We start from the raw sequence: 18,346 nt of genomic DNA on the forward strand, positions 1-18,346 counted from the left end.
TGTTCGGTGCTTCCTCAGGCAAGCGGATGGTCACGCTCCGGCGTTGCTGCCGCATGCCCGCGCGCTGTACTTCCACGGAGTTATACGAATCGAACGAGTGAATGGTTGCCTCACGATGTGTAACCATGGGCTCCTCCTCGCCTCATCGTGCTCTGCATCATCGATCCGCCCCCGTTCACCTGCCCTCCGCTGCGTCGGACGTACGTAGCGGCGCTGTGGATCCGGTCACCGGTCGGTGGGCGCCGACGGCGTCACAACGCCCCACGGCGAGCCGCCGGACGGCACTGTGCACGGCACTTCCCGCCGAACGTCCGCCTCTCGTCCCATTCAGCTGACCTGCTACTGAAAGCGTTCGCATTCTTCTATTGGACCTCTGATGGCAGGACAGACAGGCTGGTGTGCAGGCCGGCATCGTCGTGGGCACCTTCCCCGGCGCAGGGCGGCCGGGCACCGGATTCTGTGTTACAGCCGAAAGGGGCACGAGCCCATGCACACCCGCCGTATCGGTGACGTCGAGGTCAGCGCGATCGGCCTGGGCGGTATGCCCATGTCGATCGAGGGGCGGCCGGAAGAGGCACGTTCCCTCGCCACCATCCACGCAGCGCTCGACGCGGGCGTCACGCTGATCGACACCGCGGACGCCTATCACCGGGACGCCGACGAAGTCGGCCACAACGAGACCCTGATCGCCAAGGCCCTTGCCTCCCACGACCGGGGCACGGAAGTCCTCGTCGCCACGAAGGGCGGCCATCTGCGTCCCGGCGACGGCAGCTGGACGCTGGACGGCACGCCCGAGCACATCAAGGAGGCCTGCGAAGCCTCCCTGCGCCGCCTCGGCGTGGAGGCCATCGGTCTGTATCAGTTCCACCGCCCCGACCCCAAGGTCCCCTACGCGGAGTCCGTCGGGGCGCTGCGGGACCTCCTCGACGAGGGGAAGATCCGCATGGCGGGCATCTCGAATGCCGACCCGGACCAGATCCGCCAGGCCGGTGAGATCCTCGGCGGCCGTCTGGTCTCCGTGCAGAACCAGTTCTCGCCTGCCTTCCGCTCCAGCGAGCCGGAGCTTCGGCTGTGCGACGAGCTCGGCATCGCCTTCCTGCCGTGGAGCCCCTTGGGCGGCATCTCCCGGGCGCGTGAACTGGGCTCGGCGTACGCACCGTTCGCGCGGGTCGCCGAGGCCCACGGGGTCAGCCCGCAGCAGGTCTGCCTGGCCTGGATGCTCGCCAAGTCCCCGGTGGTCGTTCCGATCCCCGGCGCCAGTCGCCCGGAGACCATCCGCGACTCGGTGGCAGCCTCCGAACTCGAACTCACCACCGAGGAGTTGGACGAGCTCGACGCCGTCTGACGCCCGGAGGCTGGGGCCCGCCACCTCCGGACCCGGGATCCCCGGCCGAAACAGTGGCCTGAGCGTCGTGGATGATGATCGAATGCAGGCAGGTGGCCACCACCATCACCACGGGCACAGACAGGCATCAGCACGGCACCGTTCCTGGTCGCCCCGGCGGGTCCGGCCGTGGCCTCGGGCCGGCGGCCTACGTGCCGGGCCGGGGTCGGGAAAGGAGCAGGGACCGTGAGCGGACGCGCCGAAGGCCCGACGGGAGGCAGGGTTCCGGCGATGCCCTTGCTGCGGACCATGGTCAGACGCGACCCCAAGGAGCCGCACCGCGTCGCCACACCGTTGGAGCTCTTGTTCGACCTGTGTTTCGTGGTGGCTGTCGCGCAGGCCGGTGGCAGGCTGGTGCACGCCGTGGCGGAGGGGCATGTCGGTCAGGGCGTGGCCGGCTACGCCATGATCTTTTTTGCCATCTGGTGGGCCTGGATGAACTTCACATGGTTCGCCTCCGCGTACGACACGGACGATGTCGCCTACCGGCTCACCACGTTGGTGCAGATCGCGGGCGTGCTCATCCTGGCCGCGGGGGTACCGCGCGCCTTCGATCGCACGGAGTTCTCCATCGTCGTGGTCGGATACGTGGTGATGCGGCTGGCCCTGACCAGCCAGTGGCTCAGAGCGGCCCGCAGTGAGCGGGGCGACGCCCGAACGACCGCCTTGTGGTATGCCGTCGGCGTCGTGCTCGTGCAGATCGGCTGGGTGGCGTTCGGGTTCCTGCCGCACAGTGACGTAAAGGTGTGGGTGTTCGTTCTGCTCGCTGCCGCGGAACTCACCGTGCCCGTGGTGGCCGAGCGGCACCGTGCCACTCCCTGGCATCCCCACCACATTGCCGAACGGTACGGGCTGTTCACCCTGATCGTCCTGGGCGAGACGGTCGCCGCCGCGACCGTGGCCGTGCAGAGGGCGGTGGACCGGGGTGGTTCGACGGATCTGCTGCCGATCGCGGCAGGGGGACTGCTGATCGTCTTCGCCGCCTACTGGATCTACTTCGTCGTCCCCATCCACGAGCACCTGCGTGCCGGCAGACATGCCTTCCTGTGGGGATACGGGCACTACCTCGTCTTCTCCATGGCGGCCGCCATCGGCGCCGGACTCGAGGTGGCGATCGAGCAGATGGTCGGCGAGGCCCACATCAGCACCATGAGCGCCGCCGCAGCGGTCACCGTCCCCACGGCAGGATTCGTCTTCTTCACCTGGCTCCTGCACGCACGCCACTACAAACCGTCAGTCCGGCAGCAGGCCGTCCTGCCGCTGACCGCGGTCGCGATCCTGGCCTGTACGTTCGCGGGCTCCTGGGCGGTGTTGTTCGCCGGGATCGTGGCGGCACTCGGCGTGGCCGTGTCGCTGTTCCTGCACCACCGCATTCCGCAGCCCCGATGAGGCGGTGGCCGTCCCGCCCGTTCAAAGGGTGTTTTTCGGTCGTTGTGCCGAGGAAGTCCGCGGTCCTGGCACGGTCGGGACTTCGCTCGCGTGGGCAGTCCATGACGGCGGAGCAAGGCGTCGACGAGCGCGTCGGTGAATTCGCGGCCGATCGGCTCGTCGGTCGCGGCGCGCGGTAGACGTGGCCTTACCCGTCGAAGGCGGCATGGAGATCAGCTGCCGCCTCTGAGCCGCGCCGGTCACCGGGTGATCCAGGCCGTGTGCCGCCTGGCTCACCGAGGCCGGGTGATCCACGCTGTGTGCCGCCTGGCTCACCGGGGCCGCCGCTCGGCGTGTGCGTGATGGATGTGGCGGCCCAGCAGGGGGCCTCCGAACACGACGAAACCGACCCCGATGAGCCAGGACTGCACGACCAGGACGGTGCCCACGGCGCCGTAGGTGACCGCGTTGTTGACGATGAGCGGGGAGAACACCAGTGCCGAGAACCAGCGCAGGCCGACCAGTCCCAGCATGGTGGACACCGCCCCCGGCAGCAGCGCATGCCAGGACACTCGGCTCCCGAGCAGGAAATGCTGGCCCCACCAGAAGAAGAGCACGCCGAACAGCACGGTGAGCGTGATGCGGAGGGCGGACTGGATCATCCCGTCCGGGAGCACCGCGCCGCTCTGCACCTCGGCGAACAGATACGCCGTCAGAGCAGCGAGCCACACGGCGCGTCGCCACACGGAGTGCCACCGGCCCGCCGGTAGGTCCCAGACCCTCTCATAGCCCGTCTGCACGCTGGAGGCGAAGGTGAGGCCGAACAGCGCCAGGGCGACGACACTGAAGGCGCTGGTGGCGCTGAGGACCTTGCGGGGTGCGCCGAACAGGTGCTGCACGGCGTCTGCGGGATGTCCCGCAAGGCTCATGCCGTCGATCACCCAGAAGGCGAATCCGCGGTGCCGGAAGGGTGAGGCCGCGGCGACGACGATCAGCAGCGGCGCGAGCGTGACCAGAGCCAGTGCGGCGAAACCCATGGAACGGTGCATCAACTCCATCTCGCTGCCGTGCCGCCAGAGCCGTCCGGCGGCCGAGTCGTGCCAGCGGGAACGCGGTCCGCGGTTCGAGGGCCGTCCGTCCCGGGGCGGACCGGAGGAGTCCGTCATGGGTCCCCCGGTTCCCGAAGGGGCGCCGGACGAAACCTTCCGGGGCCCGCACTCACCCCGTCCGCCGCATTGACCTGCCCGGGCAGAACCCGCCGAACGGCTTCTGCCGGGTCGTCAGAGGTATTCCGCCGCCGCGTCCAGCAGCCAGTCGGTGAGATAGCCGGCGAAGGACGAGCGCACCAGCACCCAGAAACCGGCCCTGGGTTCGTCGCGGGCGACCAGGACGACCTGGGTGCGAGCCAGTGTCGTCTGGGCGCACCGGCCGGGACCGAAGGCGCGTGGGTGTAGATCCAGGGGGCAGCCGTGGGACAGCAGGTCGCGGGAGCGGGGGCCCGAGACGAGGACGGTGGTCCGCTGTGCGGAGACGTCGGTGACGGAGACGGGTTCGTCTCCGGCCGCCGTACGGATCCGGCTCTCCAGGTCGGGTTGGGTGCCGGGCGGGCCCACCACCAGCCATTCGTCGGGACCGAGCCACAAGGCGGTCAGATCGCCGGCACGTACGACGGTGTTGGGTTCCAGGGGCAGTTGGAATCCCAGGGCGAGTGCGACGGCGTCCGCTGCGGCTCCCTTGGCGTCGAGGCGGACGTTGACCTGGGCCAGGAAGGGGAGTTCGGCCAGCCGGAGCGCGCCTGCCGAGGAGCGTGTCGCGGCCGCCAGGCGTTGTGCTGCGTGCGCCAGGGGGCTGCTGGGATGTGCGGTCAGGGCGGTGTCAGCCATCGCGACGGGCTCCCTCAGGGTCGTAGAGGACGGGGCTGGCGACGGTCACCGGGAGCAGTCGGTCGCCCACGGGCGCGTAGAGGCGTTCGCCGATACGGTCCCGGCCGCCCTTGATCAGGGCGAGGGCGAAGGTCCGGCCGAGTGCCGCGCTGCGGTAGCTGGAGGTGACGTGGCCGAGCGTCGGCACCGGCGGCTCCGGCAGCACGCCGCCGGCGACCAGGTGCGTGCCTTCGGGGAGAAAGGCGGCAGGATCCTCGGGGAGCAGGCCCACGAGGTGCTTGCGGTCCGGGCGGACGGTGTCGGCGCGGGCGTAGGAGCGCTTGCCGATGAAGTCGGGCTTCTTCTTCGACACCGCCCAGCTCATGCCGAGATCGTGCGGGGTGACGGTGCCGTCGGTGTCCTGACCGATGATCGGATAGCCCTTCTCGGCCCGCAGCACATGCATCGTCTCGGTGCCGTACGGGGTGATGCCGTACGGGGCGCCGGCCTCGTACAAGGCCTCCCACAGGGCGAGCGCGCGCCACGGCGACACGTTGATCTCATAGGCGAGTTCACCGGAGAAGCTGATCCGGCACACCCTGGCCTCGATGCCCGCGACGGTCGTTTCCCGCCATGCCATGAACGGGAAGCTCTCGTTGTCCACCGCCAGGTCGGGTGCCAGCGAGCCGAGGACCTCGCGGGAGCGCGGGCCGACCAGGGCCACCGTGGCCCACTGCTCGGTGACGGAGGTGCAGTGGACGCGCAGTTCGGGCCACTCCGTCTGGAGCCACTCCTCCATCCAGTCCAGTACGGCGGCCGCGTTTCCGGTGGTGGTGGTGACCACGAAGCGGTCGGGGGCGAGGCGGATGACGGTGCCGTCGTCGAAGACCATGCCGTCCAGCCGGCACATCACGCCGTAGCGGATCATGCCGACCTTCAGGGTGCTCATCATGTTGGTGTAGAGCCGGTCGAGGAACACGGCGGCGTCCGGGCCCTGCACGTCGATCTTGCCGAGGGTGGAGGCGTCCATGAAGGCCACGTCCTCGCGGGCGGCCCGGCATTCGCGCAGTACCGCGGTCTCCATGTCCTCGCCGTCCTGCGGGTAGTACCAGGGCCGCTTCCACTGGCCGACGTTCTCGAAGAGTGCGCCGTGCGCGGCATGCCATGCGTGCAGGGCGGTCACCCGGACCGGGTCGTGCAGCGTGCCCCGGTCACGGCCCGCGAGGGTGGCGAAGGAGACGGGGATGCAGGGCGGGCGGAAGGTGGTCGTGCCGAGGGCGGCGATGTCCACGCCGAGGAGTTCGGCGACGATTCCACTGGCCAGGACGCCTGAGGTCTTCCCCTGGTCGTTGGCGGTGCCGGCCGTGGTGTAGCGCTTGGTGTGCTCGACCGAGCGCAGACCTGCGCCGGTGGCGCGGGCCAGGTCGTCGACGGTGACGTCGCGTTGGAGGTCGACGAAGCGGGGGCTGCCTTCGGTGCCCGGGACGGTGAAGACCGGCATCGGCGGCGACTGCGGCTGGGGAATCACGGCGGGAAGGGCGGGGGCTTGCGGGGTGTAGCCCTCGGCCTCGATCGCGCGGGCACCCGCTGCCGCGCCCTGCGCGAGGACGGCAGCGAGGTCGAAGGCGCCGCTTGCGCTGCCCGCCACCTCCACCGCCTGGCGGCACGTGTCGGGGACGAAGGAGCCGAGTGCCTCGTCGTAGCGGAGCTTGCCGCCCGCCTGGCTGAACAGGTGCGCCACCGGGTTCCAGCCGCCGGAGACCAGGAGGAGGTCGACGGCGAACTCCCGCCGCCTCACTGACTCCCCGTACGGGGCGACCGTCACGGCGGTGACGCGGGCCTCGCCTTCCGTGCCGGTGACCGCGTGGCCGGCCAGCACCTCGATCCCGGCGGACCGGGCACGGTCGGCCCACTCGGCCGGCTCGGGCCGGGTGTCGACGATCGCCGCGATCTCCACTCCCGCCGCCGCCAGGTCGAGTGCGGCGGCGTAGGCGCTGTCGTTGGTGGTGAAGACGACGGCATGGCGGCCGGGCAGTACGGCGTGTCGGTTGACGTAGGTGCGGGCCGAGGCGGCCAGCATCACGCCGGGGCGGTCGTTGTCCGCGAACGCAAGTGAGCGCTCGTGGGCGCCGGCGGCGAGGACGACACGGCGGGCGCGGATGCGCCAGACGCGCTCGCGGGAGACGTTCGCCGGGGCCTCGGCACCGAGGTGGTTGGTGCGGCGCTCGACGGCGAGGAGGTGATTGTCGTCGTAGTAGCCGAAGACGGTGGTGCGGCGCAGGACGCGCACCTCGGGGGCGGCGTCCAGCTGGGCGGCGGTGGCCCTCACCCATTCGAGGTGCTCGCCCGTGCCCAGCAGGCTGCCGCCCGGCTCTGCCTGGTCGTCGGCGAGGACGACGCGTGCGCCGCTCTTCGCGGCTGCCGCCGCGGCCGCGAGGCCGGCCGGGCCTGCGCCGACGACCAGCAGGTCGCAGTGGGCGTGTACGGCGTCGTAGCGGGCCGGGTCGGGTTCGGTGGCAAGGCGGCCCTGGCCGGGGAGGCTGCTCGCGACCAGGCCGTCGTAGAGCTCGACGGTCGTCGCGGGCAGCATCGGCTCCGGGAACGGGGCCTCGATCTGCACCACCGCGTTGGGCTCCTCGACGCCCGCGGAGAAAATGCCTCGGGGCCGGCCGAGTTTGATGCTGGTGGCGGCCTGGATGACGCCGTTGGCGAGGAGGGCGGAGGCGAGGGTGTCGCCTCGGTAGCCCTGGTAATCGGTGCCGTCGAAGGTGAAGGTCAGGGGGATGTCGCGGTGAATGCCGCCGCCGTCGGGCAGGCGGAACGGCTGGGTGCCGGACGCCGCGCCGGTCCCGGGGACGTGCGGCCTCGACGCCGGGAGCGGGACGGTGGCCGGGGATCGCCCTTCGGGTTCGTTCTCCAACGCCCGACTCGCAGAAGCAGCGGGCCTCGGCTCCGAGGTGGCCGGACGCTGCTCCCCCGTGCGATACACGGCAAGGATCTCGTTCGTCGCCGTGTCCCGCACCGCGTTGAACCACCTGCGGCAGCCCGCCGCATGGCTCCACCGCTCGGCGAACGGGCCCTTGGGGTTGTCCCGGAAGAACAGATACCGTGCCCACTCCTCGTCGTTGAGGTCCGCGGGGTTCTCGGGATACGGCACGTGGGCCTGGCCGCCGTAGTGGAACTCGACCTCGTCACGGGGCCCGCACCACGGGCAGGGGATGAGCAGCATGGTTCAGCTCCCTAGTGGGCCACCGCGGCCGCGCCGTGCTCGTCGACGAGCGCGCCGGTGGTGAAACGATCGAGCGAGAAGGGGGCGTTGAGGGGGTGGGGGGCGTCGTGGACGATGGTGTGGGCATAGACCCAGCCGACGCCCGGCGTGGCCTTGAAACCGCCCGTTCCCCAGCCGCAGTTGAGGTAGAGGTTGTCGACCGGGGTGAGGCCGACGATGGGTGAGGCGTCGGGACTGACGTCGACGATGCCGCCCCAGGTGCGCAATACGTGGGCACGGGCGAAGACCGGGAAGATTTCCAGGGCGGCAGACATCTGCTGTTCGATGATGTGGAACGCGCCGCGCTGGGTGTAGGAGTTGTACGCGTCGATGCCCGCGCCCATCACCAACTCGCCCTTGTGCGCCTGGCTGACGTACACATGGACGGCGTTGGACATGACCACCGTCGGGTGCACGGGCTCGAGGAGTTCGGAGACGAGTGCCTGCAACGGGTGGCTCTGCAGCGGCAGTTCGATTCCTGCCATGGCGGCCAGCACCGAGGTGTGGCCGGCCGCGCAGAGTGCCACCTTGCCCGCCGCGATCGGGCCCAGCGAAGTCTGCACGCCGACGACTCGTCCGTCGACGATGTCGAGGCCGGTGACCTCGCAGTTCTGGATGATGTCGATTCCGGCGGCGTCGGCGGAGCGGGCCAGGCCCCAGGCCACGTAGTCGTGCTTGGCGATGCCGGCACGCGGCTGGTAGGTGCCGCCGAGGACCGGATAGCGCACGTCGGGGGAGATGTCGACGATCGGGCAGACCTCTTTGACCTGCTCCGCGTCGAGCCATTCGGCGTCCACGCCGTTGAGCCGGTTGGCCTCGACACGTCGCACGCTGTCGCGGACGTCCTGCAGGCTGTGGGCGAGGTTGAGTACGCCGCGCTGGGAGAAGAGGATCGGATAGTCGAGCTCCTCCTCCAGGCCCTCCCACAGCTTGAGCGCGTGCTCGTAGATGCCGGCGCTCTCGTCCCACAGGTAGTTGGAGCGGATGATGGTGGTGTTGCGGGCCATGTTGCCGCCCGCGAGCCAGCCCTTCTCCAGCACGGCGACCTTGGTGACGCCGTGGTTCTTCGCCAGGTAGTGGGCGGTGGCGAGGCCGTGTCCGCCGCCGCCCACGATCACCACGTCGTACGACCGCTTGGGCTCGGGTGTTCGCCAGAGCCAGTCGGGGTGGTCGGGGAGCTCGGCGCCGGGGGTGCTGGGGCTCATACGACGTCTCCGTCTTCCGAAAGGTGCGGGTAGAGCGGGTGCTTGGCCGCCAGTGCCTCCGTACGGGCGCGCAGCGCGGCGACATCCGGCTCGGGCCGGAGGGCCAGCGCAATCACGTCGGCGACCTCGGCGAAGTCCTCCTCGCTGAAGCCCCGGGTGGCCAGGGCCGGAGTGCCGATGCGCAGACCCGAGGTGACCATGGGCGGGCGCGGGTCGAAGGGGACGGCGTTGCGGTTGACGGTGATGCCGATCTCGTGGAGCAGGTCCTCTGCCTGCCTGCCGTCGAGTTCGGAGTCTCGCAGGTCGACGAGGACGAGGTGCACGTCCGTGCCGCCGGTGAGGACCTTGACCCCGGCGGCGGCGGTGTCCGGGCGGGTGAGGCGCTCGGCGAGGATGCGGGCTCCGGCGAGTGTGCGGGCCTGTCGTTCGGCGAACTCGGGCGACGCCGCCACCTTGAAGGAGACCGCCTTCGCGGCGATGACGTGCTCCAGCGGACCGCCCTGCATACCGGGGAACACCGCCGAGTTGATCTTCTTGGCCAGGCCGGGGTCGTCGGTGAGCACGACTCCGCCGCGGGGACCGCCGAGCGTCTTGTGGGTCGTGGTCGTGACCACGTGCGCTTGGGGGAGGGGGCTGGGGTGCAGTCCGGCGGCGACCAGGCCCGCGAAGTGCGCCATGTCGACCATGAGCAGGGCACCGACCTCGTCGGCGATCCGTCGGAAGGCCGCGAAGTCCAGCTGCCTCGGGTACGCCGACCAGCCCGCGATGATCATCTTGGGGCGGTGTTCCTTGGCGAGGCGTTCCACCTCGTCCATGTCGATGAGGTGGTCCGTCTCCGCCACGTGGTAGGGCACGACGTTGAGCATCCGGCCGCTGTAGTTGATGCGCATGCCGTGGGTGAGGTGCCCGCCGTGCGCGAGGTCGAGGCCGAGGATCGTGTCGCCGGGCTGCAGCAGCGCGAAGAAGACGGCTGTGTTGGCCTGAGCGCCCGAGTGCGGTTGCACATTGGCGTAGCCGGCGCCGAAGAGGGACTTGATCCGCTCGATGGCCAGCCGCTCGGTGACGTCGACGTGTTCGCAGCCGCCGTAGTAGCGCCGACCCGGATAGCCCTCGGCGTACTTGTTGGTCAGAACCGAGCCCTGGGCCTCCAGCACGGCGGAGGGTGCGAAGTTCTCGGAGGCGATCATCTCGAGGGTGGACTGCTGGCGGTGCAGCTCCGCGCGGAGGGCGGCGTGGACCTCGGGGTCCAGCTCCGCCAGCGGGGTGTTCAGCGCGTTCATGCGGGGTTCGCGTTCCTCTCGGCGGCCTCGACGACGTTGGCGAGCAGCATCGCCCGGGTCATGGGGCCCACGCCCCCGGGCATCGGAGCGAGCCGTCCGGCGACCTGGGCGGCCCCCGGGTGCACATCCCCGACCAGCCCCTGGTCGGTGCGGGTGATACCGACGTCCAGGACGGCTGCGCCGGGGCGCAGCATGTCCTTGGTGATCAGGCCGGGGGAGCCGGCGGCCGCGACGACGATGTCCGCCTCGCGCACGTGCCAGGCCAGGCCCTTGGTCCCGGTGTGGCACAGGGTCACGGTGGCGTTCTCGGACCTGCGGGTCAGCAGGAGTCCGAGGGGGCGTCCCACGGTGATGCCGCGGCCGATCACACACACGCGTGCCCCGTCGAGCGGTACGTCGTACCGGCGCAGCAGTTCGACGATGCCGCGCGGGGTGCAGGGCAGTGGGGCCTCGACGCCCAGGGCGAGACGGCCGAGGCTGACGGGGTGCAGGCCGTCGGCGTCCTTCGCGGGGTCCATGCGTTCCAGGACGGCGTTCGTGTCCAGGTGGCGCGACAGCGGGAGCTGGACGATGTAACCGGTGCAGGCCGGGTCGGCATTGAGTTCGTCGATGACGTCCTCGACCTGCTGCTGCGTGGCGTCGGCGGGCAGTTCGCGGCGGATGGAGGCGATGGCGACCTGCGCGCAGTCGCGGTGCTTTCCGGCGACGTAGGCGTGGCTGCCGGGGTCGTCGCCGACCAGGACGGTGCCGAGGCCGGGCGGGCGGCCGCCGGTGGCGGTCAGTTTGGCCACGCGCTGGGCGAGTTCCCGGCGGATGGCGGCGGCGGTCGCCTTGCCGTCGAGCGGCTGTGCGGTCACCGTCGGTGCTCCTTCCTTCGAAGCTCAAGCGGTGTCCTAGCCACGGAGGCGGGACATGGTCGGGTCGAACAGGGGCTCCTCGGCGACGACCGCCTCGACGCGCTGGTCGAAGTAGCCGATGTACACGGCGGTGCCGGTGGTGGCGAGCTCCGTCGGCAGCCAGGCGTAGGCGATGCCCTTGCCGATCGTGTAGCCGTAGGCGGCGCTGGTGACATAGCCGACGGCACGGTCGCCGCAGTACACGGGCTCCTTGCCCATGACGACGGCCTGCGGGTCGTCGATGGTGAGGCAGGTCAGCGTGCGCCGCACCTCGGACTTGCGCCGTTCGAGGGCGGCCTTGCCGATGAAGTCTTCCTTGTCGAGCTTGACTGCGAAGCCGAGGCCGGCCTCGTAGGGGTCGTGCTCGTAGGTCATGTCGGTGCCGAAGGAGCGGTAACCCTTCTCCAGGCGGAGGCTGTTGAAGGCGCCGCGGCCCGCGACGATGCCTCCCAGCGGCCGGGCCGCCTGCCAGAGGGTGTCCCACAGTTTCAGACCCAGGTCGGCGGTGGTGTACAGCTCCCAGCCGAGTTCACCGACGTACGACAGGCGCATCGCGGTGACCGGCACGGAGCCGATGTGGGCGCGCTTGGCGCGGAAGTACTTCAGGCCGTCGTTGGAGAAGTCCGCGTCCGTCAGGGGCTGGAGGACCTTGCGGGCCAGCGGTCCCCATAGGCCGATGCAGCAGGTGCCGGGGGTGATGTCGCGTACGACGACCGAGCCGTCGGAAGGGAGGTGGCGGGTGAACCAGTCGAGGTCCACGTTGCCGTTGGCTCCGACCTGGAAGAGGTCGCGGGCCAGCCGGGCGACGGTGATGTCGCTGCGGATGCCGCCGTCGTGGTCCAGCAGCAGGGTGTAGGTGACGGAGCCGACCGACTTGTCGACCTTCCCGGTGGACAGGCGCTCCAGGAACGCCGCGGCGCCGGGTCCGCTGACCTCGAGACGTTTGAGGGCCGTCATGTCGTACAGGGCGACGGTCTCACGGGTGGCCTGGGCCTCCGCTCCCACGATGGGTGACCAGTAGCGCGCGGCCCAGTCGTTGGGGGTCGGGATGCTGCGGCCCTCGGTCAAGGGGGCGTTGGTCTCGTACCACTGGGGGCGCTCCCAGCCGTTCGCCTCCAGGAAGAAGGCGCCGAGTTCCTGCTGGCGGGCGTAGAAGGGGCTCGTCCGGATCGGGCGCGGCTTCCCGGACGGCTGGAGGGGGTGCAGGATGTCGTACACCTCGACGAAGTTCTGGCAGTCGCGGGCCAGCACGTACTCGGGGGCCAGCTGGTGCGGCTCGAAGCGGTTGACGTCGCACTCGTGCAGGTCGAAGGACGAGCAGTGACCGTCCACCAGCCATTCGGCGACGGCCCGGCCCACGCCGGCGGAGTGGGTGACCCAGACGGCCTCTGCGACCCAGAAGCCCTTGACCTCCCGGGATTCACCGAGGAGCGGATAGCCGTCTGGGGTGAAGGAGAAGAGGCCGTTGATGCCCTCCTCGACCTTGGCCTCCTTGGTCGCGGGCAGCAGGGACTGCGTCTCGGCCCACGCGTCCTCGAAGTCCTCCTCGGTGAACTTCAGCACCGACGGCATCTGCTCGGCCTCGTCGACGGACAGGATGTCGTCGGCGGAGACCGGCATCGGGCGGTGGCCGTAGTAGCCGATGCCGAGGGTGTCGAAGCGGTCGCGGTAGTAGAGGTCGGCGTCCTGATGCCGCAGGATCGGACGTACGGCCTCCTCGGTCCGGCCCGCGAGCGCCGGTATCGGTCCGGTCCAGGCCAGTTGGTGGGCGAGCGGAGTGAGCGGGAGGTCCATGCCGACCATGCGGGCGATCCTCGGACCCCAGATGCCGGCGCAGCACACGACGATGTCGGCGGGGATCTCGCCCTGGTCGGTGCGGACACCGGTGACACGGCCCTCGCTCTGCCGCACGTCGAGGACTTCGTGGCGGGCGAGGAAGCGCACACCACGCTCCGTGGCCCGGCGGATCTGCGCCTCGACGGCGAGGACGGCCTTGGCGAGGCCGTCCGTCGGTACCAGGAGGCCGCCGAGGACCTTGTCCCGGTTCACGAGCGGGTGCTGCGCCACGCACTCCTCGGGGCTCAGCAGCCGGGCCTCGATGCCCCAGGCGGTGATCCAGCCGTGGCGGCGGTGGAGTTCGGCGAGGCGTTCGGGGGTGGTCGCCACTTCGAGGCCGCCGACCTGCAGGAAGCAGGGCTTGCCGTCGACGTCGAGGGAGCAGAGCTTCTCGACGGTGTAGCGGGCCAGTTCCGTCATGGTCTTGGAGGGGTTCGTCTGGAAGACCAGGCCAGGGGCGTGCGAGGAGGATCCTCCGGTGGCCGGGAGGGGGCCCTGGTCGACCACGGTCACTTCGGTCCAGCCTCGCGCGGAGATCTCGTCGGCGAGGGCCGCTCCCACGACACCCGCTCCGATGATGACCACTCGGGGTCCCGCCATCGCCGCACCTCCGAATTGAAAACCGGCCGAGCCGGTTCAGTTGCTGTCTGCGCAACATGATTCAGGTTGCGCAACTCAATGTGCCTGGCGTGAGGTTGGGTGTCAAGGGGTCCGTGACGTCGGTGAAGAGCCCGGACGCGACGCCGGACGCGACGAGGCCCGGCAGGCTGCGTTGGCGGCCTGCCGGGCCTCGTCGGGGGGTTCGGGGTGCTGCTCGAGCGGGTTTCGCCCCTGCCGCCCCTACCCGTCCCTTCCTGTCCCTGGGGGCTGCCGCCCCAGCCCTCCGCTTCGGCCTGACGGTCTCGTCCTCAAACGCCGGACGGCTGAAAAATCAGGCGCCGGCCGGGAAAAGTTCAACCCCTTCGGCGCTTGAGGAGCGGGAGCTCGCCTCCGAACGGGATCTGGGGCGAAGGCCCAGCGGGTGCGGGGGCGCAGCCCCGCGAAAGCGTGCAGAGGACGCAGCCCCCGCCGGGGTGCAGGGACAGCACCCCGGCGGGGTCGAAGGGGCGGAGCCTCTGGGGACGGGTAGGGGACAGCGGGGCGAAGAAGGCGGGCCCCGCCCTGAACCAACCAGGCTCCCCCCGGCGCTACTTCAGCCAGGCGTCGACCTTGTCGCGGTTCGCGTCGACCCACTTCTTCGCCGCCGCGTCGTCCGACATCTTGTCCTGCGCGATGTACTTGGCCACGGTGTTCTGGTCTTCGTTCGTCCAGTGGAAGTTCTTCACCAGGTTGTACGCAGGGCTGCCGGACTTGGCGAAACCGGTGCTGACGATCTTGTCCAGGTCGTACACGGGATAGTCGCAGGCGACCTTGTCGGCGACGGCGTCACATCCCGCCGTGTACTTCGGCAGGGACACCTTCACCAGCGGTACCTCGGACAGGAACCACTGCGGCTCGTAGAAGTAGCCGATCACCCATTGCTTGTTCTTCTCGGCGGTACGGAAGGCCTGGATGAGCGCGGTCTCGCTTCCCGCGTACACCACCTTGAAGTCCAGCTTCAGGTTCTTCACCAGCGCCGCGTCGTTGGTGACGTACGACGGGTCGCCGTCGAGCAGCTGGCCCTTGCCTCCCGACTCGGAGGTCTTGAAGTTGGAGGCGTACTTGTTGAGGTTCTGCCAGTTGGTGATGTCCGGGTGGGCCTTGGCCAGCCACGGCGGCACGTACCAGCCGATGATGCCCTTGTTGCCGGTCTGCCCGGCCTCGACGGCGGTCTTCTGCTGGGTGATGTACTTCTTCTTCAGATCGTCGTGGCCCCAGTTCTCCAGGACGGCGTCGACCTCGCCGGTCCCGAAGCCCTGCCACGCGATCTCTTCCTTGAGGTCCTTCTTGTTGACCGTACAGCCGAGTTCGTGCTGCGCGACGTACGCGACGACCGCCGCGTCCGCCTCATAGCCCACCCACGGATTGACGGCCAGGTTGAACGTCCCGCACTTGCCCGAGCTCTTCGAGCCGCCCGCGGAGGAGCTGTCGCCGACCTTCGCGCCTCCGCAGGCCGTGAGGGTGAGACCGAGGACGGCCAGGCCGGCCGCGCCGGCTCGCCAGTGTCTTGCCATGGTGTCGTGCTCCTTATGCGCCGGTGCGTCGCGCCGCAGCCTGAGTGATCCGGTCGAACATGACTCCGAGCAGTACGATGGCGAGTCCCGCCGCCAGCCCCTTGCCGTACAGCTCTCCCTGCGAGAATCCGGCCACGACGTCGTAGCCGAGGGCGCCGGCTCCTACCAGCCCGCCCACAACAACCATCGACAGCACGTAGATGAGGCCCTGGTTGGTGGCGAGGGTCAGGGCGCTGCGTGCCATCGGCAGTTGAACCTTGGTGATGATCTGCCAGGAGTTGCATCCGGCGGAGGTGGCCGCCTCCACGGTGGTCTCCGGCACGTTGCGCACCCCGTCCGCGATGATCTTGACCGCGACGGGCGCCGCGTAGACGACGGCCGCGACGATCGCGGTGAAACGCGTGGCGCCGAAGAGCGCGAGGAACGGCACGAGATAGACGAACGGCGGCATGACCTGCGCCGCGTCCAAGGTGGGCCGCACAAGCCGGTCCACCAGCGCGCTGCGTCCCATCCACACGCCGAAGGTCACACCGAGCAGCATCACCAGCACCGTCGCCACGATGCTCGAGGCCAGCGTCGTCATGCCGTCCGACCACAAACCCGTGGCGACGAGCAGCCCCACGCAGACGGCGGCCGTGACCCCGGCGCGTCGGCCGCCGAGCACCGTGCCGAGCCCGACCAGCGCGGCGCCGACCAGCCACCAGGGGGAGTCGGTGAGCAGCGTCTGGAAGGGATTGAGCAGGCCGTTGGTGAGGGCGTCCCGGAAGGCATTGGTGACGCCCGACACGTGGTCCTGCAGCCAGGTGGTCGCGGTGTCCGCCGCGCTCGCGATGGCACTGCCGACGCCGCCCTGACCCGGGAACTCGGCCGCCCAGACGTAGGTGTGCGACAGGTACACCAGCACCGCCGCGACGACTCCGCCCCCGATCAGCAGCGGTCGCCGCCAGGTGAGGAAGCGGCTCTCGGAGCGGCGGGCCGCCTCCTCGCGTGCGCTGGCCGCGGTGGTGACCCGGTCGAGGACGATGGCCATGACGACGATGGCGAGGCCCGCGTTGAAGGCCGTGCCGACGTCGAGCGACTGCAGGGCCTGCACGACGGTCTTGCCGAGGCCGGGCGCGTCGATCAGCGCGGCGATGGTCACCATGGCCAGGGCGGCCATGATGGTCTGGTTGACGCCCATGACCACCGTGCGCTTGGACATCGGCAGCAGCACCTTCAGCAGTTGCTGCGGTCGTGTCGAGCCCATCGAGTCCGCGGCCTCGACGGTGGTTTCCGGTACGGAGCGGATGGCGTGCGCGGTGATGCGGATCGCGGGCGGGGCCGCGTAGATCACCGTGGTGATCGTGGCGGAGGCCCCTCCGATGAGGAAGATCAGGGTCAGCGGTGCGAGGTAGACGAACGTCGGCATCGTCTGCATGAAGTCCAGGAAGGGCGTCATGATCCGGTTGAACCGGTCGGAGAGGCCGGCCCATACGCCGAGCGGGATGCCGATGAGCAGTGCCACGAAGACCGCCGACAGGGTCAGCGCGAGCGTGTCCATGCTCTCCTGCCACAGGCCCTGCAGCCCGAAGAAGGTGAAGCCGGCCACGGCCAGGAGGGCGACCCGCCAGTTGCCCACGGACCAGGAGACGTAGCCGGTGAGTCCGACGACGCCGAGCCAGCCGATCTGCGGGACCGGGCGGCTGCCCGTCGGCTGGGAGATCAGGGACTGGATGAAGGTCACCAGGTTGTCGATGACCAGGCGGATCTCATTGAAGAAGTAGAGGAAGAGCGGGTTGGAGTTCCGGTTGGCGCCGATGGTGTCGTTGACGTCGTTCAACCAGCGGTGCAGAGCGGTGAGGTCGGCCGCCGCGAGGGTCAGCGTCTGCCGGCCGCGCAGCAGGGCGAAGAGCACCAGCCAGACGATCAGGATCGCCGCCACCACCATGGGGCGGCCGACCTTATTGCGCAGGGTCGCGACCGGCGCGGTCGCGTCGGCGGCGACGGCCATCAGACACCGCCCTCCTGCCCGGCGACGACGGAGAGGATCTCCTCGTCGCCGACGATGCCGAGCAGCTTGCCGTTCTCGACGACCTTGACCGGCTTCTCGGCGGCCAGCACGGCCCGGGTGGCCTCGCGTATCACGACGTCCGGGCCGAGTTCGGGGCCGTCGAGGGCGTCGTCGGGCTCCGCCGGACGCATGATCCAGCGCAGGGTCAGCACGTCGCCCCGCGGCACGTCCTGGACGAAGTCCCGTACGTAGTCGTCGGCGGGGGCGCCGACGAGTTCGTCGCCTGTGCCGCACTGGACCATCTTGCCGTCGCGCATGATGAGGATGCGGTCGCCGAGCTTGAGCGCCTCGGACAGGTCGTGGGTGATGAACACCATGGTCTTGCCGACCTCGTGGTGCAGACGGATGACCTCGTTCTGCATGTCGCGGCGGATCAGCGGGTCGAGCGCGGAGAACGGTTCGTCGAAGAAGAGCACGTCCGGGTCGCCGGCGAGGGCGCGGGCGAGGCCGACGCGCTGCTGCATACCGCCGGAGAGCTGGTCGGGGTAGGAGTTCTCGTATCCGGCCAGCCCCACCAGTTCGACCACCTCCAGGGCCCGCTCGGTGCGCTCGGCCTTGCTCATGCCGCGGATCTCCAGGCCGAACGCCACGTTGTCGACGACCTTGCGGTGTGGCAGCAGCCCGAAGTGCTGGAAGACCATGGAGAACTTGCTGCGCCGCAGCTCGCGCAGCCGCTTGGCGTCGGCGCCGCGGATGTCCTCGCCCTCGAAGACGACCTCGCCCGCGGTGGGTTCGATCAGGCGGGTCAGACATCGCACCAGCGTGGACTTGCCGGAGCCGGACAGGCCCATGACGACGAAGACCTCGCCCGGCGAGACCTCGAAGTCGACGTCGCGCACGGCGGCGGTGCATCCGGTGCGGTCCATGAGCTCGCGGCGGGTCAGCCCGCACAACTCCTCGGAGCCCGGCACCTGGTCGGCCTTCGGCCCGAACACCTTCCACAGCCGGCGCACGGAGATGACCGGGGCCCGGTCCTCGGGATCCTGGGACGTGCCGCGCCGCTGCGACACCTCGGTCTGTGTTGGGGTCATGATCGACCTCTTT

Annotated in this window: 12 protein-coding genes; 2 read left to right on the forward strand and 10 right to left on the reverse strand. The window is 69.9% G+C overall.

Annotated features, from left to right (window positions below):
* Positions 1-487 precede the first annotated feature (487 nt).
* A complete protein-coding gene (locus ACZ3TS_RS19695; protein ID WP_467619451.1) occupies positions 488-1,345 on the forward strand; it encodes an aldo/keto reductase in 858 nt (285 codons plus the stop codon).
* Between the two features lie 270 nt (positions 1,346-1,615).
* Complete coding sequence (locus ACZ3TS_RS19700; protein WP_467619663.1) at positions 1,616-2,773, forward strand: low temperature requirement protein A; 1,158 nt, start codon at positions 1,616-1,618, stop codon at positions 2,771-2,773.
* A gap of 311 nt (positions 2,774-3,084) precedes the next feature.
* On the opposite strand, the gene ACZ3TS_RS19705 is transcribed toward ACZ3TS_RS19700, so the two are convergent.
* From ACZ3TS_RS19705 to ACZ3TS_RS19750, 10 genes are all read right to left on the reverse strand, one after another.
* Positions 3,085-3,918: a ribonuclease BN gene (locus ACZ3TS_RS19705; RefSeq protein WP_467619453.1), complete on the reverse strand. Its 834-nt coding sequence runs from the start codon at positions 3,916-3,918 to the stop codon at positions 3,085-3,087.
* A 114-nt stretch (positions 3,919-4,032) separates the two neighbouring features.
* The gene (locus ACZ3TS_RS19710) at positions 4,033-4,635 is read right to left on the reverse strand and encodes a sarcosine oxidase subunit gamma (RefSeq protein WP_467619456.1); all 603 of its coding nucleotides are present in this window, start codon (positions 4,633-4,635) and stop codon (positions 4,033-4,035) included.
* Entirely contained in the window at positions 4,628-7,843 is a 3,216-nt protein-coding gene (locus ACZ3TS_RS19715; RefSeq protein ID WP_467619459.1) for a sarcosine oxidase subunit alpha family protein, read from the reverse strand. Before ACZ3TS_RS19715 ends, ACZ3TS_RS19710 begins: the two co-directional genes overlap by 8 nt.
* A gap of 11 nt (positions 7,844-7,854) precedes the next feature.
* Positions 7,855-9,087: a sarcosine oxidase subunit beta family protein gene (locus tag ACZ3TS_RS19720; RefSeq protein ID WP_467619461.1), complete on the reverse strand. Its 1,233-nt coding sequence runs from the start codon at positions 9,085-9,087 to the stop codon at positions 7,855-7,857.
* The gene (gene glyA, locus ACZ3TS_RS19725) at positions 9,084-10,367 is read right to left on the reverse strand and encodes a serine hydroxymethyltransferase (RefSeq protein ID WP_467619464.1); all 1,284 of its coding nucleotides are present in this window, start codon (positions 10,365-10,367) and stop codon (positions 9,084-9,086) included. Before glyA ends, ACZ3TS_RS19720 begins: the two co-directional genes overlap by 4 nt.
* Positions 10,364-11,224, reverse strand: a complete 861-nt coding sequence (locus ACZ3TS_RS19730; protein WP_467619466.1) for a bifunctional methylenetetrahydrofolate dehydrogenase/methenyltetrahydrofolate cyclohydrolase — start codon at positions 11,222-11,224, stop codon at positions 10,364-10,366. Before ACZ3TS_RS19730 ends, glyA begins: the two co-directional genes overlap by 4 nt.
* Before the next feature lie 36 nt (positions 11,225-11,260).
* Entirely contained in the window at positions 11,261-13,699 is a 2,439-nt protein-coding gene (locus ACZ3TS_RS19735; RefSeq protein WP_467619468.1) for a GcvT family protein, read from the reverse strand.
* Positions 13,700-14,286: 587 nt separating this feature from the next.
* Positions 14,287-15,252, reverse strand: coding sequence for an ABC transporter substrate-binding protein (locus tag ACZ3TS_RS19740; RefSeq protein WP_467619471.1), 966 nt, complete (start codon positions 15,250-15,252; stop codon positions 14,287-14,289).
* A 13-nt stretch (positions 15,253-15,265) separates the two neighbouring features.
* Positions 15,266-17,242: an ABC transporter permease gene (locus ACZ3TS_RS19745; RefSeq protein ID WP_467619473.1), complete on the reverse strand. Its 1,977-nt coding sequence runs from the start codon at positions 17,240-17,242 to the stop codon at positions 15,266-15,268.
* The gene (locus tag ACZ3TS_RS19750; protein ID WP_467619476.1) at positions 17,242-18,333 is read right to left on the reverse strand and encodes a quaternary amine ABC transporter ATP-binding protein; all 1,092 of its coding nucleotides are present in this window, start codon (positions 18,331-18,333) and stop codon (positions 17,242-17,244) included. The genes ACZ3TS_RS19745 and ACZ3TS_RS19750 overlap by 1 nt, the downstream gene beginning before the upstream one ends.
* Between the last annotated feature and the right edge of the window lie 13 nt (positions 18,334-18,346).

The organism is Streptomyces sp. NPDC022910 (assembly GCF_055561075.1).